The organism is Citrobacter sp. KH_055_1, from assembly GCF_057838705.1.
On record NZ_CM174473.1, the window covers coordinates 318,089 to 333,211 of the forward strand.

Sequence of the window (15,123 nt, forward strand, 5' to 3'; positions counted from 1 at the left end):
GCAGGGGCTTCGGATTGTTCCGTCTTATTTAACGTACTCAATCTCATTCACGTACCAGCTTGCTTCTCCGCCAGGGGTGTTCACTACCGCGAGATCGCCGACCTCTTTTTTGAGAAGAGCGCGCGCCATCGGTGAGTCGATAGAGATGTAATCCTTACGGCCAAAGATTTCATCGTAGCCGACAATGCGAAATTTGCGGATGTCGCCGTCATCATTTTCAATCTCAACCCATGCGCCAAAGAACACTTTTCCTTCCTGCTGAGGGGAGTAATCGACAATTTTTAGATTCTCCATGCACTTGGTCAAATAACGGACGCGTCTGTCGATCTCGCGCAGGCGCTTTTTATTATACTGGTAGTCAGCGTTTTCGCTGCGGTCACCCAGACTGGCGGCCCAGGTCACTTTCTTGGTGACTTCCGGGCGCTCTTCACGCCAGAGGTAATTCAGCTCTTGTTTGAGTTTTTCATACCCTTCACGGGTTATCAGGGGCGTTTTCATCTTATTGTTTTACCTTGATTCTGTGATGATGCGCACAATTGGTATTACGTGAGCATATCAACAGAATAAATAATGTATTACGAGAAACATTGTATACTTAAGCTGCTGTTTAATATGCTTTGTAACAATTTAGCCTGGAATTCATACCAGAATTTGCTGGTTACTCAGGTGAGCTTTCTTAAGAATACACACTTACAATTGTTGCGAACCTTTGGGAGTAATAACAATGCAAGAGAACTATAAGATTCTGGTGGTCGATGACGACATGCGCCTGCGCGCGCTACTGGAACGTTATCTGACCGAGCAGGGCTTCCAGGTTCGAAGCGTCGCAAACGCTGAGCAGATGGATCGTCTGCTGACCCGTGAATCCTTCCACCTTATGGTACTGGATTTGATGCTGCCAGGTGAAGATGGTCTGTCGATTTGCCGCCGCCTGCGTAGCCAGAGCAACCCAATGCCGATCATTATGGTGACGGCGAAGGGGGAAGAGGTTGACCGTATCGTTGGGCTGGAAATCGGCGCTGACGACTATATCCCGAAACCGTTTAACCCGCGTGAACTGTTGGCGCGTATTCGTGCCGTACTGCGTCGTCAGGCAAATGAACTGCCGGGCGCGCCGTCTCAGGAAGAAGCGGTTATCGCTTTTGGTAAGTTCAAACTGAACCTCGGCACCCGTGAGATGTTCCGTGAAGATGAACCTATGCCGCTGACCAGCGGTGAATTTGCCGTGCTGAAAGCGTTGGTCAGTCACCCGCGTGAGCCGTTGTCCCGCGATAAGCTGATGAACCTGGCCCGTGGTCGCGAGTACTCCGCGATGGAACGTTCTATTGACGTGCAGATTTCCCGTCTGCGTCGTATGGTGGAAGAAGATCCGGCACATCCACGTTATATTCAGACCGTATGGGGTCTGGGCTACGTCTTTGTCCCGGACGGTTCTAAAGCATGAGGCGAATGCGCTTCTCGCCACGAAGTTCGTTTGCTCGCACGTTATTGCTCATCGTCACCTTGCTGTTCGCCAGCCTGGTGACGACTTATCTGGTGGTGCTGAACTTCGCGATCCTGCCGAGCCTCCAGCAGTTTAATAAGGTCCTGGCTTACGAAGTCCGTATGCTGATGACCGATAAACTGCAGCTGGAGGACGGCACGCAACTGGTCGTGCCTCCCGCATTCCGCCGGGAAATTTACCGTGAGCTGGGGATTTCCCTCTATTCCAACGAAGCCGCTGAAGAGGCGGGGTTGCGTTGGGCGCAGCACTATGAATTCTTAAGTCATCAGATGGCGCAGCAGCTGGGCGGCCCAACGGAAGTTCGCGTTGAGGTCAACAAAAGCTCGCCGGTCGTGTGGCTGAAAACCTGGCTGTCTCCGAATATCTGGGTTCGCGTTCCTCTCACTGAAATTCATCAGGGCGATTTCTCGCCGCTGTTCCGCTATACGCTGGCGATCATGCTGCTGGCAATCGGTGGTGCGTGGCTGTTTATTCGTATCCAGAACCGGCCGTTGGTGGATCTGGAACATGCGGCGTTGCAGGTGGGTAAAGGCATTATTCCGCCGCCACTGCGCGAATATGGTGCCTCTGAGGTGCGCTCGGTGACCCGAGCCTTCAACCATATGGCGGCGGGCGTGAAGCAGCTGGCCGATGACCGAACGCTGCTGATGGCCGGGGTGAGCCATGATTTACGTACGCCGCTGACGCGTATCCGCCTGGCGACCGAGATGATGGGGGAAGAAGACGGCTACCTTGCGGAGTCCATTAATAAGGACATCGAAGAGTGTAACGCCATTATCGAACAGTTTATCGACTATCTGCGCACCGGGCAGGAGATGCCGATGGAGATGGCGGATCTGAACGCGGTGTTAGGAGAAGTCGTTGCGGCAGAAAGCGGTTATGAACGTGAGATTGATACCGCGCTGCAGCCTGGCCTCATTCAGGTGAAGATGCATCCGCTGTCGATCAAACGCGCGGTTGCCAATATGGTGGTCAATGCTGCCCGCTATGGTAATGGCTGGATTAAGGTTAGCAGTGGCACAGAGCCACATCGCGCCTGGTTCCAGGTCGAGGATGATGGTCCGGGCATCAAGCCGGAGCAGCGTAAGCATCTGTTCCAGCCGTTTGTACGCGGCGACAGTGCCCGCAGTACCAGCGGTACCGGTCTGGGCCTGGCGATCGTGCAGCGCATCATCGATAACCATAACGGCATGCTGGAAATCGGCACCAGCGAACGCGGTGGGCTGTCGATTCGCGCCTGGCTTCCTGTTCCTGTCTCCCGTGTGCCGGGAACAACCAAAGACGCGTAAAAAAGGGAGGCGAAAGCCTCCCTCTGTTTATGGGGTAAACAGTAAAACCTCTGGCTTAAATTGCTTTTAATTGATTAATTATAAATGGGTTTTTTTGAATTAATAAAAGCAGTTTTCTTGGTGCTCCAGTGGGTTGGCGTCGTTTCGTTTCCCAGCTTTTAACCAGGTCATAACTCACACCAACCGCTATGGCAAAATCCTGTTGGCGTAACCCTGTTGCTTCGCGGATGGCTTTAACATCAATTTCGCTAAAAGTATGCACATGTTCAGGTTTAGGTGTTTCTTCACCTTTCTCTATACGTACCATTTCTTCTGCACTGGCCAGCAAATCGGCAAATAATTCGTCTTTCATTTTGGCCTCACCACACCGGATCGCGGTGTCCTGATGATTAAAATTCTCATAATTAAATCAGCATATCGGATAAGTGCATTAAAACTCTTTTTTGCTCTTCGGTTAAATCATCCTGTTCATTCTTAGGATAGAGCAAAGCCAGATAGATTCGACCTTTACGCGTCACGTTGTAATAGATAACCCGAATACCGCTGCGCTTACCCATACCAGAGCGACTCCAGCGAATTTTTCTGAATCCCCCCGTACCAGCGATAGTATCCCCTGCCTCAGGGTTTTCAATAAGCGCCTCTTGAAAGGCACGAAACTCATCGTCAGGTAAAAGTAACGGACGGCGTTTACTAAATCCCTGTAGCTCAATAAATGTGAACATGGCGCTTCCTGCGCATGGGGCTAATAGTACAAATTATAGGTGTACAGAGTACATGTTAAAAGAGTAAATACAATAAAAAGCCCCTTATCCTCTCAGATAAGGGGCTATATAACGAATCAAAAATTACAGCTTCGGACCGGCGCTGACTAACGCGGCACCCGCTGGGGTATCGGTATACTTCTCGAAGTTTTCGATAAACAGTTTCGCCAGCGCATTGGCTTTTTCCTGCCACTGTTCTGGTGACGCGTAGGTATTACGCGGATCGAGAATACGTGTGTCTACGCCCGGCAGTTCGGTTGGGATCGCCAGGTCAAACATCGGCAGACGGAACGTTTCTGCGTCATCCAGAGAACCGTTCAGGATGGCATCAATAATGGCGCGGGTATCTTTAATCGAGATACGTTTGCCGGTACCGTTCCAGCCGGTGTTAACCAGATAGGCCTGTGCGCCAGCAGCCTGCATGCGTTTCACCAGCACTTCTGCGTACTGCGTCGGGTGCAGTGACAGGAAGGCCGCACCGAAACAGGCAGAGAATGTTGGGGTCGGTTCAGTCACGCCGCGCTCGGTTCCAGCCAGTTTGGCGGTGAAGCCAGACAGGAAGTGGTACTGGGTTTGATCTGCGGTCAGACGGGATACCGGTGGCAGAACGCCAAACGCATCGGCGGTCAGGAAGATAACCTTGGTGGCATGGCCCGCTTTTGACACTGGCTTAACGATATTATCGATGTGATAAATCGGGTAGGAAACGCGGGTATTCTCGGTTTTAGAACCGTCATCGAAGTCGATAGAGCCATCTTCACGTACGGTGACGTTTTCCAGCAGCGCATCGCGGCGAATCGCATTGTAGATTTCTGGCTCTGCATCTTTAGACAGCTTGATGGTCTTCGCGTAGCAGCCGCCTTCGAAGTTGAACACACCGTCGTCGTCCCAGCCGTGCTCATCATCGCCAATCAGGCGACGTTTCGGGTCGGTAGACAGCGTGGTTTTACCGGTACCGGACAGGCCAAAGAACACCGCCACATCACCTTTTTCACCGACGTTTGCCGAGCAGTGCATGGAGGCAATGCCTTTCAGCGGCAGCAGGTAATTCATCACGGAGAACATGCCTTTTTTCATCTCTCCGCCGTACCAGGTCCCGCCAATTAACTGAATACGTTCAGTCAGGTTGAAAGCCACGAAGTTCTCAGAGTTGAGCCCCTGTTCTTTCCACTGCGGGTTGGTGCATTTCGCACCGTTCATCACGATAAAATCAGGTTTAAAATCAAGCAGTTCTTCATCGCTTGGGCGGATAAACATGTTTTTAACGAAATGTGCCTGCCAGGCGACTTCGGTAATAAAGCGCACTGAAAGGCGGGTATCGGCGTTCGCGCCGCAGAATGCATCAACGATAAACAGGCGTTTGCCTGAGAGTTGCTGGGTGACTAATCCTTTCAGGTGCTGCCAGGTTTCCTGGGAAAGCGGTTTGTTGTCGTTCTTACCTTTACCCTTGTCGGACCACCAGAGCGTATCTCGCGTGGTGTCGTCACGGACAATGTACTTATCCTTTGGTGAACGCCCGGTAAAGATACCGGTATCAACAGCAACGGCGCCCAGATTAGTTAACACTCCGCGCTCGTAGCCTTCCAGATTTGGATCAAGCTCTTCCTGGTACAGCAGGTCGTAGCTGGGATTGTAAACGATATCCTGAACGTCATTGATACCATAAGCCTCGAGATCTTGCGGGGTTAAACTGTTGTTCACACGCATTTCACTGCTCCTTAGCCAATATGTATTACCTGGAATAGTAAGGTTTTTTAGGGATTGTTAACCGCGACAAGGCTCATAGATTTACGCATCCGGCAAAATCACAGATAACTGAATACGCTGCGACTCCTGTCGCAAATAGGCGGATATTATGGCAGGAAACCCTTTTTTGTTGTGGAAAATGTTCTTAAAACGTTAATGGAGAGTATATTTGGCGGGAATCTTGTGAGTGTAATCGCATTCATGTAGGAAAATAACGTAACTCAAACATATGAAATATCGATTCACGTCGCGTTGTGAGGGGCTGAAAGACACCGGTAAGTGCCAATAATTGTGATGTTGATGCGATAATGATCTTTTCCCTTCATTCTGGATTACGACATGGACAGTGTTGAGCTTTCACGTACGACCCGCTGGGGCATGATGTTTATTGGTCTTCTGCAAGGCGTAGTGTGTTACCTGCTGATGACTTACCTCATCCCCCATAACAGTAGCTGGCTGTTCTATGGAATGCCTGTAACGATAGCGCTGACGTCGGCGATTCTGCTTTCTGTGGTCTCGTTTAAACAGCGCGCGCTGTGGTGCTGGATGGCGGTGATCTTCTGCGTCGTACTGGCGATGAGCATCTGGTTGAAGGGGCACGTTGCAGGAGGGAACCGGTGGAATGAGAATGAGATTTTCTTTGTCTACGGTTGGCGCCTCTTTCTCATGGCTATGCTGGCGTTACCCTGGATCCAGTACCAACTCTATGCGCGTACCGACCAGGCGCGCTATCCGCAGTTTTACAGCCAGATATGGCTGAATGTTCTGACATTGCTGATCGTCTTTGTCGCCAACAGCCTGTTCTGGATGGTCCTCCTGCTGTGGAGCGAGATGTTTAAGCTGGTCGGTATTCCCTTTTTTAACACGCTATTCTTTGAGACCGACTGGTTTGGTTATGTAACGTTTGGCCTTATTACCGCGCTGGCGGTGATTCTGGCACGTACGCAGTCACGCCTGGTGACGGCGGTACAAAAGCTTCTGACGTTGATCGCCACGGGTCTGCTGCCTCTGGTCGCGTTGTTAGCGCTGATGTTTATGCTGACATTACCCTTTACCGGTCTGGAGGTGATTTCGCAACGGGTGTCTGCGGCGGGGCTGATGTCGACGCTGACGTTGCTGCTCCTGCTATTGATGGTCGTTGTGCGCGAGCCGCATAAACGCGACTTACCCTATCCAGGGGCATTACGTTATCTGATTAACACCTCACTTCTCGTCGCCCCGGTTTATATGTTGATAGCCAGCTGGGCGCTCTGGGTCCGCGTCAATCAGTATGGCTGGACGCCTGAGCGTCTGCATGGTGCGCTGATCATCGCAGTGCTGCTGGTTTGGTCATTCGGCTACATGGCGAGCATTATGCGCCGTGGACACAATCCACTGGAAATTCAGAGCAAAGTCATCCTCGGTGTTTCGTTACTGTCTCTGGGACTGTTGATTCTGCTGACATCGCCGGTCATTGACGTCTGGCGTATTAGCGTCAACAGCCATATGGCCCGTTATCATAGTGGCCAAATTTCACCGGATCAGGTCAGCCTGTACATGTTGCGTAATAGCGGAAAACCGGGGCGTGCTGCGTTGGAGGCGTTACAAAAAGATGACGCTTTCACTAAGGACAGTAAGCGCAGACGTGATTTAAACGCCATTCTACGCGGGAACCTCGATCCCATGCGGGAACTGACCACAACGCAACTGGCACCGATGGTGATGATTGCGCCGGGTAGCAAAAAACCCGATGACGCATTCTGGCGGTTTGTAAAACAGCAAAGCTACCGCATTAACTCCTGTGTTGAGCAGGATGCATGCGTGTTAGTGAATCAGGATCTTAACGCAGATGGTCAGCCGGAGCAGGTGCTTTATGCTTTTGGCGAGGGAGAAAGTCTGATCTTTGGCATGAAGGAAAAGCAATGGTCTTTGCTCGGCGCAGCCCAGTTACCTGAAGGATTCACGAAAGCGACGCTTTTGCAGGCGGTGGAAAATCATAGGCTGACTACAGCCCCCAGAATCTGGCGGGATATCACTCTCGATGGGGAACGGTTAGAGATTAACTACTACGCTGAGTAAACGCTGGAATAAGTAGCCCGGCAGAATGGACTGTCTGCCGGGCTATGAACTTAATGTACTTGTGGGTCAGCAGGGGATGCGTTGTTGCGGATCTCAGCAATATCCATCGCGTTAAACAGATAATGGCTCGCGCAGTAATCGCAATTCATATCGATCTCGCCTTCTTCAGCCAGAATGCTGTCCACTTCTTCGTCCGGCAGGGTTCTTAGCGCATCTGCACAACGCTCACGTGAACAGGTGCATTTGAACACCACGTCCTGTGGATCGTACAGGGTCACCTCTTCTTCGTGGTACAAACGCCACAGCACATCATTTGCTGGCAGCGTCAGCAGCTCTTCGGCTTTAATGGTTTCCGTCAGCATGGCGAGGTGGGTAAAATCATCGGCCTGCGCGTCTTGTGCTGGCATCACCTGCAACAGCATACCGCCTGCTGCTGGCTTGCCATCGACGTCGCCAGTGCGGATAAACAGACGCGTTGGCAGTTGTTCTGAACGCAGGAAGTAATCTTCCAGACAGGCGGCCAGCGTGTCACCTTCCAGACCCACCACGCCCTGATAGCGTTCACCTTCTTCCGGTGTAATGGTGATCACCAGATAGCCGTTACCGACCAGCGTTTTCAGATCTGCATCTTCAGGGATATCGCCCTGAATGCGCGCGACACCGCGCATCTGCTGCTTGTTGTTACCGTTAATCACCGCCAGGCTCAGCGGGCCATCGCCCTGGAGCTGTACGGTGATATCACCGGCAAACTTTAGCGTAGCGGTCAGCAGGCTGGTGGCGACCAGCAGCTCGGCCAGCACGGTTTTAACCGGCTGTGGGTAAGTATGGTTTTCGAGGATCTGTTGCAGGGTTTGTGAAACAGTTACCAGCTCGCCGCGCACGGCAAAGTTTTCAAACAGATAACGATGTAATTGGTCATGTTGCGGCATAATCATCTCTCTTGCGGGTGACAGTCATTCACTGTCGCCGTGTTTAAATCGTAACAGGTCGCGGCGCTCTTTTTTGTCCGGTCGCCTGTCCGGGTGCGGCATGGTCAACGCGTTAAGTTTACGCGCCAGCGCTATTTTTTCGCGCTTTTCCACGCTTTGCGCGGTTTCTTCGTACAGCGTAACGGCTTCCGTTGCCGGGCGACGCTGTTCGGTAATGGCCTTAATAATCACCGTCCGCTCGTCATTTCCCTGGCGCAAGGTGAGGGTGGCATTCAGCTCGACAATCTTGCTCGGCTTACTGCGCTGCCCGTTGTAATGCACCTTACCGCCTTCAACCATTTCGCGAGCTATCGCACGCGTTTTATAAAAACGCGCAGCCCACAGCCATTTATCCAGCCTGACGTCAACAGGGGGCTTCTCTTTCATGGCATCTCCTTCACATCAGTGAGGGGATCAGTCGGCGGTAGTCATTCAGTGACGGATGGCGTGCATACTGTTTTTCCGCAATACCTGAATCGGGATTGGTCACGCCGAGGCAGTAACGAATGCCGAATTGAGCAGCGGCGTCGAGAATGGCTTCGCTGTCGTCAATAAACAGCGTTTTCTCAGCACGCATTCCCGTTTCTTCAGCTACAGCGTGCCATAACCGCTGATCCTCTTTGGGATAACCAAATGTATGGGTGGAAAGTAATAAATCAAGGTGTGAGGCCAGACCGGTATGCTCCAGCTTCACCGCCAGGTTATGTGGATGCGCGTTGGTCAGCAAAATACGGCGCTTGCCGCAGGCCTTTAAGGCATCAAGAAAGGGGACAGTATCTTCGCGCAGCACGGCGCGTGGCCCTTGGGCTGTCGTCATGGCACAAATATCCAGACCCAGGCGTTCGCTCCAGTAATCCAGGCAGTACCAGTTTAGCGTATGTTGCACGGCGTGATATTGCTGGCGAATATAGTTCTGGGCTTCCTCGGGAGAGATCCCCTGCTGCGCGCCATACGTTTCCGGCACCAGTTTTTGCCAGAAATAGTTATCGAACGCCAGATCGAGCAGTGTGCCGTCCATATCCAGCAGCACGGTGTCGACGTCCTGCCAGGCGATATCAATATGCATAGGAACTCCCAAAGGAAAACAGATGCGCGACAGGGTAGCATATCCTGTCGCGCGGGCGTGTTATCGAATGAGGCTTTCCGGATCGTCAATCAGCGTGGGATTCAGGCAACTTTCGTAGTATCCCTGAATTTCTGCGATGCGTGAGCGGTGGCGCTGGTAGCGTCTGAACGCCTGAATGCCGTTATAGAGCGCACAACCCAGCATGGAAAACATCAGCAAGGTGGTGCCGAGGTAACGCCACAGGCCTGAACGATCCGGGATACGGTGCAGCCCGATGTGCTGGGTTCCATTGGCATCGGTCGTGACATTGGTGACGATCCCTTCCGCGCGGAATGGTGTCTGCATGAGCATCTGCGCCAGACGCTGGAAGGCGTTCCACTGCTCCTGAGGCGGATAGTCATACAACGATGTGGCAGGCCAGGGCTGATCGACCAGATCGCTGCCTTCGTCACTGATAATCAGGAAGCCGCCAGGCGCAGGGCTGTTCAGTGCCTGAGCGGCGCGGGCGGTCTCACGTGCAATAAACGGCGCAGTGGAGGTATTGACCAGGTTATCCAGCGACTCGGCGCTGACCGGGCGCAGCAACACGTTTACACCATCCAGCTTACCTGCGTTGGCCCGCTTCACCAGCGCGGTCCAGTCTTTACTGTTACCCAGATTGACCAGCGCATTTTTCAGGCGCACACATTCATCTTCGGCGGCGCACAGGTCGGCAGTCTTCAGGACAATCTCACCAAAGTCATCCAGTAATACCATACCGGATTTCTGAATGGCCGATCGTAACGATGCGCTGACACGGGAATCATCATCGGGTTTGGGGTGTAGTTGGCGGCTGACGGCCTGCGTGAGTGCCGTCGCTTTATTCACCAAATCGGACTCGGGCAGCGGCAGCGCGCGTGCATCATTCCAGATAATCTGTGAGCAATCGAAAGGTAGAAAAGGCGTGGTGGGCTGTGCGTTCCAGCTTCCGGATGTGTGAATATTGCACATTCCCGTACCGCTCAGATGCAGGGTATCGCCGACGCGAACCCCGGCGTTTTCGAGCTGCTTAACGCTGGTGGCCTCGATAGTTTGCGCGCCTTTCATCCAGGACAGCGTGAATTTTATCGGCATATCCAGCGGGATCCAGAACAGCAGCATCAGCAGGACCAGCAACGATCCTCCTGCGATAACAGCGCTGCGTAGCCAGTGCTGCAAGGGGAAGTTTTTCACTTCGTCATGCAAGGATAAAAAACGCCCCTGGCGGACAACGTGGCGATCGAGATAAATATCGATATCCGTTTGTTGCCCGAGATCTTGCGCAATGTAGGGCTGCCAGTGAGGCGGATAAATCAGATCGATAATACCCAGTGAGATATTATTAATATGTTCCTGGTCGTTTTCGCCAAACAGCCCCCAACGACGCGGGGTTCCGCGCAGGCAATGGATCTCCCGCAGGGCAGTTTTAGACGGCGGGGCGAACAGTCCCCACAGGCCCGCAGCCAGCAGCAATACGGCACCACCGGCCAGCCACGGTACAAAGCCATCCGGCACGATTAAGCAAAAGAAGAACAACAGGAAAGATGCGGCAATCAGCAACGCCTCGCGGAGCCCTGCCGGGCGGCTCAGCGCATACTCTTCATGGGTTTCCTGGCGAATATTTAGCAGCTCAATTTGCTCGCTTTCTTCACCACGAATAGAGGCCTGCGTCGATGCAGTATGCTGTAGCGCATAGCCACGCGCTTCCTGCATGTACTCTTGCAGCGTATGACCGTTTAACGATATCACCAGCGGTAGCGTATTTGTGTGGATCAGCTCAACGCTATTTTCGTCATTGATGTATTGTTCCCAGAAGGGAGGCAAATGCACTTCGACGGAATCCAGATAATAACGCCACTTATTGGGATCGTCCGTGGTGATACCGTAGCGCGTAATCGAATGGGTCAGCACGATGACGCTATTACTTTGGGCATTCAGTGTGAGCGATACAGGGGCGGCGCTGGCGCCTGTTGGGCCAGGTATCTGCTGATTTTGACTCAGGTTTTCCAGGTAGTTTTCGACTGCGCTGCGCTCTTCGGGCGTCAGTTTACGCTTATTGGCGTCTGAGAAAACGTTACTCCAGGGCAGTTTTTGCCGCCTGGATTTTGATCTGAGTCGCCACCCTGCAAGTAACGAGCAGGCCAGCAAAGCAGCTAAAAAAATCAGAATGGTGCTCATGCTTTCCCCATCTTACTTAGTCTGTCAGGCGTGGTCAGTCGCACCCTGGAAAATAATCGTGATTCTGTCGTTGGCTATCGGCAAGCGTGGAGTTGAACTTGAGCATCTTTAAAGTACAGCCCAGTAAATGCGAATCATAGCAAAATCACCAAAAACGGCATATCAGCAAATTCCTGGAGTTATTTCAACCTATTGACTTTTAATTTGAAATGGGAATTAACTTTTAGTACGTTACATAAATGTAAATAAACGGCAATTCACATTGCCGAAACCGTGCGGTATATCGCACAATGACCCCAGATTTCACGGCAAAGACTCTCACGATGAGCAAATCATTACAAAAACCCACGATTCTGAAAGTGGAAACCGTCGCACAATCCCGGCTGTTTAAAGTCGAAAGTGTTGACCTTGAGTTCAGCAACGGCGTACGCCGCGTCTACGAACGTATGCGTCCGTCCACGCGCGAAGCGGTAATGATTGTGCCGATTGTTGATGACCATCTGATTCTCATCCGCGAATACGCGGTCGGGACCGAATCTTATGAGCTTGGTTTTTCCAAAGGGTTAATCGATCCCGGTGAAAGCGTGTTTGAAGCGGCGAATCGGGAGCTGAAAGAAGAGGTCGGGTTTGGGGCAAATGACCTGACGTTTTTGAAAAAACTCAGCATGGCACCGTCCTATTTCTCCAGCAAGATGAACATCGTCGTGGCCGAGGACCTGTATCCTGAATCGCTGGAAGGTGATGAACCCGAGCCGTTGCCGCAGGTGCGCTGGCCGCTGGCACATTTGATGGATTTGTTAGAAGACCCGGACTTTCACGAAGCGCGTAATGTGAGCGCGCTGTTTCTGGTGCGTGAATGGCTGAAAGGGCAGGGACGACTGTAGCGTATAGCGCCGGAAGGTGACGCCAGAGGCGTCTTATCCGGCCTACAATGTTGCGTTAAGTAGGCCGGATAAGCGAAGCGCCATCCGGCAATAGATCAGAACAGTTCGTGAGCCTCACCATTATCAATAATGGTGGTCCCCACTTCATGTACCGCCTGCTGTGTGGGCTGAGTCCCTTCAATAAAATACTCTTCGCGACTGTTGCCGCCGCTCGCCAGTTGACCGGTGCTGCGATCGATATTGACCGTTACGATACCTGGCGGTGGCGTCAGCGGCTGCTCTGGTACGCCCTCTAACACACTCTTCATATAGGCATCCCACGCTGGCTGGGCACTCTTCGCCCCCCCTTCATAGCCGGAGATCTGATCTTTGATCGCACCCGAGGCCGTAGAGTGTCCAAGGTTACGGCGATGGTCATCAAAACCAATCCATACCGAGGTCACGACCCCTGGGCCGTAGCCGGAGAACCAGGCATCTTTCGAGCTGTTGGTGGTCCCGGTTTTACCGCCGATATCTCGACGCTGTAAATCACGACCTGCACGCCAGCCGGTCCCCATCCAGCCTGGCTCACCAAAGATATTGGTGTTCAGCGCGCTTTTAATCAGGAACGCCAGCGGCGTGTTGATCACATGCGGGGCGTATTCTTGGGTCCCGCTTTGCGCGACCAGCGCCTGATTCGCCTGCTCAAGTTGCGGCATTGGCACCGCGGCATTCTGCTGTTCCTGAGAAATGGCAACGTCTTCAACGTTACTGTTTTCCAGCACGTTAGATTTCTGGGTGTCGCCATAAATCACCGGAATATCACACTCCGGACAGGCAATTTTGGGCTTCGCTTCGAAGATAACACCGCCCTGATCGGTTTCAATCTTACTGATGAAGTACGGATCAACCAGGAAACCACCGTTGGCCATCACCGCGTAGCCGCGGGCAACCTGCAGCGGGGTGAACGAGGCGGAACCCAGCGCCAGCGACTCGGTATGAACAATATTTTGCGCCGGGAAGCCAAAACGTTGCAGATACTCTGCTGCGTAATCTACGCCCATCGCGCGCATGGCGCGGACCATCACCACGTTCTTCGACTGACCCAGCCCCTGACGTAAGCGGATAGGGCCGGCATATTGCGGCGGTGAGTTTTTCGGCTGCCAGTCAGAACCTGCACCCGCATCCCAGCGGGAAATCGGGACGTCATTCAGCATACTGGCCAGCGTCAGGCCTTTATCCATTGCCGCGGTGTAGAGAAACGGTTTGATATTTGAACCGACCTGACGTAACGCCTGGGTAGCACGGTTAAACTTGCTCTGGTTGAAATCAAAGCCACCAACCAGCGCCATTACCGCGCCGTTTTGCGGATTGATGGAGACCAGCGCGGAGTTGACGTCAGGAACCTGTGCCAGCCACCAGGCGTCACCGACCTGGCGGACCCAGATTTGCTGACCCGTCTGGACAACATCGGTCACTTTTCGCGGCGTCGGGCCCTGTTGGGTATCGGAGCGGTAAGGACGCGCCCAGCGCATGCCTTCCATACGCAGCGCCACCGATGTGCCGTCCGCCAGCGTGGCGGTCGCTTCCTGTGGATTTGCGTTGGTGACCACCGCCGGCAGCAGCGGTCCGTAGGTCGGCAGCGCTTTTAGTGAGTCGGTGATTTTCTTGGTGTCCCAGGCGCTTTCGCCCACTTTCCATAGCACGTTTGACGGGCCACGGTAGCCGTGGCGCATGTCGTAATCCATGACGTTATTACGGACCGCCTGCTGAGCCGCCTGTTGGACTTTACGCGTAATGGTGGTGGTGATGCGATACCCGTCTTCATAGGCTTTTTCACCATAACGGCTATACATTTCCTGGCGCACCATTTCAGACAGATACGGCGCAGAGAAGGCAATTTCCGGCGCGTGATAGTTGGCGTCAATAGCTTCGCTGCGTGCCTGATCGTACTGGGCCTGCGTGATGTAGTTTTCGCTCAACATACGCGACAGCACAACGTTACGTCGCGAGGTAGCCCGGTCCATTGAATAGAGCGGGTTGAAGGTTGACGGTGCTTTTGGCAGACCGGCGATGACTGCCATCTCGCTTAAGCTGAGCTGGTCGACCGTCTTACCGAAATAGACTTGTGCTGCGGCACCAACGCCATAGGCGCGATACCCCAGGTAGATCTTATTCAGATAAAGCTCGAGGATCTCATCTTTACTCAGCAGTTGCTCGATGCGGATCGCGAGGAAGACCTCTTTGATCTTACGCATCAGCGTGCGTTCCGGGCTGAGGAAGAAGTTTCTCGCCAACTGTTGGGTGATGGTACTCGCCCCTTGCGACGCGTGCCCGGAGAACAGCGCAACGCTGGCCGCACGGAAGATCCCCACCGGGTCAACGCCGTGGTGCTCATAAAAGCGGCTGTCTTCGGTGGCGATAAAGGCTTTGACCATTTCCGGCGGCATCTGATCCAGCGTGACCGGAATACGACGTTTCTCGCCATATTGCGCGATCAGTTCGCCGTCAGCGCTGTAAACCTGCATCGGGATCTGCAAACGCACATCTTTTAACGTCGCGACGTCAGGTAATTGCGGCTCAATATAGCGATAGAGGCCATAAATCGAGCCTGCTCCCAGCAGGATGCAACATACTGCAAGGATTAATAAATACTTTACGAACTTCACTGG

The 15,123-nt window shown here is 53.0% G+C and carries 13 protein-coding genes; 4 read left to right on the plus strand and 9 right to left on the minus strand.

Annotation, left to right across the window (positions count from 1 at the left end; all coding sequences use genetic code 11):
* Window positions 1-24: 24 nt before the first annotated feature.
* Window positions 25-498 carry a transcription elongation factor GreB gene (gene greB, locus AC3ITF_RS01505; RefSeq protein ID WP_003023524.1) on the minus strand — a complete coding sequence of 158 codons (474 nt, stop codon included), beginning with the start codon at window positions 496-498 and terminating at the stop codon, window positions 25-27.
* Window positions 499-724: 226 nt separating this feature from the next.
* Here greB and ompR point away from each other — a divergent pair, with 226 nt between their 5' ends.
* Window positions 725-1,444 carry an osmolarity response regulator transcription factor OmpR gene (gene ompR, locus AC3ITF_RS01510; protein ID WP_001157751.1) on the plus strand — a complete coding sequence of 240 codons (720 nt, stop codon included), beginning with the start codon at window positions 725-727 and terminating at the stop codon, window positions 1,442-1,444.
* Window positions 1,441-2,793, plus strand: coding sequence for a two-component system sensor histidine kinase EnvZ (gene envZ, locus AC3ITF_RS01515; protein ID WP_096759268.1), 1,353 nt, complete (start codon window positions 1,441-1,443; stop codon window positions 2,791-2,793). The genes ompR and envZ overlap by 4 nt, the downstream gene beginning before the upstream one ends.
* A gap of 55 nt (window positions 2,794-2,848) precedes the next feature.
* Here the strand turns inward: envZ and nadS are convergent, their stop codons facing one another.
* From nadS to pckA, 3 genes are all read right to left on the minus strand, one after another.
* Window positions 2,849-3,145, minus strand: coding sequence for a NadS family protein (gene nadS, locus AC3ITF_RS01520; RefSeq protein WP_003837894.1), 297 nt, complete (start codon window positions 3,143-3,145; stop codon window positions 2,849-2,851).
* 52 nt (window positions 3,146-3,197) lie between these two features.
* Window positions 3,198-3,515, minus strand: coding sequence for a type II toxin-antitoxin system RelE/ParE family toxin (locus tag AC3ITF_RS01525; protein WP_117342464.1), 318 nt, complete (start codon window positions 3,513-3,515; stop codon window positions 3,198-3,200).
* Window positions 3,516-3,638: 123 nt separating this feature from the next.
* Window positions 3,639-5,261: a phosphoenolpyruvate carboxykinase (ATP) gene (gene pckA / locus AC3ITF_RS01530; RefSeq protein ID WP_115257300.1), complete on the minus strand. Its 1,623-nt coding sequence runs from the start codon at window positions 5,259-5,261 to the stop codon at window positions 3,639-3,641.
* 378 nt (window positions 5,262-5,639) lie between these two features.
* On the opposite strand from pckA, the gene AC3ITF_RS01535 reads away from it, so the two are divergent.
* Window positions 5,640-7,358 (plus strand): DUF4153 domain-containing protein, encoded by a 1,719-nt coding sequence (locus AC3ITF_RS01535; protein WP_489176090.1) that lies wholly within the window; start codon window positions 5,640-5,642, stop codon window positions 7,356-7,358.
* Window positions 7,359-7,408: 50 nt separating this feature from the next.
* Here AC3ITF_RS01535 and hslO read toward each other — a convergent pair whose 3' ends face one another.
* Genes hslO through igaA form a run of 4 tightly spaced genes read right to left on the minus strand, consistent with a single transcriptional unit; the run spans window position 7,409 to window position 11,588 of the window.
* Window positions 7,409-8,287 carry an Hsp33 family molecular chaperone HslO gene (hslO, locus tag AC3ITF_RS01540; protein WP_181688685.1) on the minus strand — a complete coding sequence of 293 codons (879 nt, stop codon included), beginning with the start codon at window positions 8,285-8,287 and terminating at the stop codon, window positions 7,409-7,411.
* 24 nt (window positions 8,288-8,311) lie between these two features.
* Complete coding sequence (gene hslR / locus AC3ITF_RS01545; protein WP_115257302.1) at window positions 8,312-8,713, minus strand: ribosome-associated heat shock protein Hsp15; 402 nt, start codon at window positions 8,711-8,713, stop codon at window positions 8,312-8,314.
* A 10-nt stretch (window positions 8,714-8,723) separates the two neighbouring features.
* A complete protein-coding gene (yrfG, locus tag AC3ITF_RS01550; RefSeq protein WP_096759274.1) occupies window positions 8,724-9,392 on the minus strand; it encodes a GMP/IMP nucleotidase in 669 nt (222 codons plus the stop codon).
* Between the two features lie 60 nt (window positions 9,393-9,452).
* Complete coding sequence (gene igaA / locus AC3ITF_RS01555) at window positions 9,453-11,588, minus strand: intracellular growth attenuator protein IgaA (RefSeq protein WP_117342462.1); 2,136 nt, start codon at window positions 11,586-11,588, stop codon at window positions 9,453-9,455.
* A 323-nt stretch (window positions 11,589-11,911) separates the two neighbouring features.
* Between igaA and nudE the strand changes: the two genes are divergently transcribed.
* Window positions 11,912-12,472, plus strand: coding sequence for an ADP compounds hydrolase NudE (gene nudE / locus AC3ITF_RS01560; RefSeq protein WP_161959015.1), 561 nt, complete (start codon window positions 11,912-11,914; stop codon window positions 12,470-12,472).
* Between the two features lie 95 nt (window positions 12,473-12,567).
* On the opposite strand, the gene mrcA is transcribed toward nudE, so the two are convergent.
* Window positions 12,568-15,120, minus strand: coding sequence for a peptidoglycan glycosyltransferase/peptidoglycan DD-transpeptidase MrcA (gene mrcA, locus AC3ITF_RS01565; protein ID WP_170974773.1), 2,553 nt, complete (start codon window positions 15,118-15,120; stop codon window positions 12,568-12,570).
* Window positions 15,121-15,123 lie beyond the last annotated feature (3 nt).

Coding starts and splice junctions, on each gene's coding strand:
- ompR (WP_001157751.1), top strand. CDS start 725: ATGCAAGAGAACTATAAGATTCTGGTGGTCGATGACGACATGCGCCTG.
- AC3ITF_RS01525 (WP_117342464.1), bottom strand. CDS start 3,515: ATGTTCACATTTATTGAGCTACAGGGATTTAGTAAACGCCGTCCGTTA.
- hslR (WP_115257302.1), bottom strand. CDS start 8,713: ATGAAAGAGAAGCCCCCTGTTGACGTCAGGCTGGATAAATGGCTGTGG.
- pckA (WP_115257300.1), bottom strand. CDS start 5,261: ATGCGTGTGAACAACAGTTTAACCCCGCAAGATCTCGAGGCTTATGGT.
- yrfG (WP_096759274.1), bottom strand. CDS start 9,392: ATGCATATTGATATCGCCTGGCAGGACGTCGACACCGTGCTGCTGGAT.
- greB (WP_003023524.1), bottom strand. CDS start 498: ATGAAAACGCCCCTGATAACCCGTGAAGGGTATGAAAAACTCAAACAA.
- hslO (WP_181688685.1), bottom strand. CDS start 8,287: ATGCCGCAACATGACCAATTACATCGTTATCTGTTTGAAAACTTTGCC.
- igaA (WP_117342462.1), bottom strand. CDS start 11,588: ATGAGCACCATTCTGATTTTTTTAGCTGCTTTGCTGGCCTGCTCGTTA.
- AC3ITF_RS01535 (WP_489176090.1), top strand. CDS start 5,640: ATGGACAGTGTTGAGCTTTCACGTACGACCCGCTGGGGCATGATGTTT.
- nadS (WP_003837894.1), bottom strand. CDS start 3,145: ATGAAAGACGAATTATTTGCCGATTTGCTGGCCAGTGCAGAAGAAATG.
- nudE (WP_161959015.1), top strand. CDS start 11,912: ATGAGCAAATCATTACAAAAACCCACGATTCTGAAAGTGGAAACCGTC.
- envZ (WP_096759268.1), top strand. CDS start 1,441: ATGAGGCGAATGCGCTTCTCGCCACGAAGTTCGTTTGCTCGCACGTTA.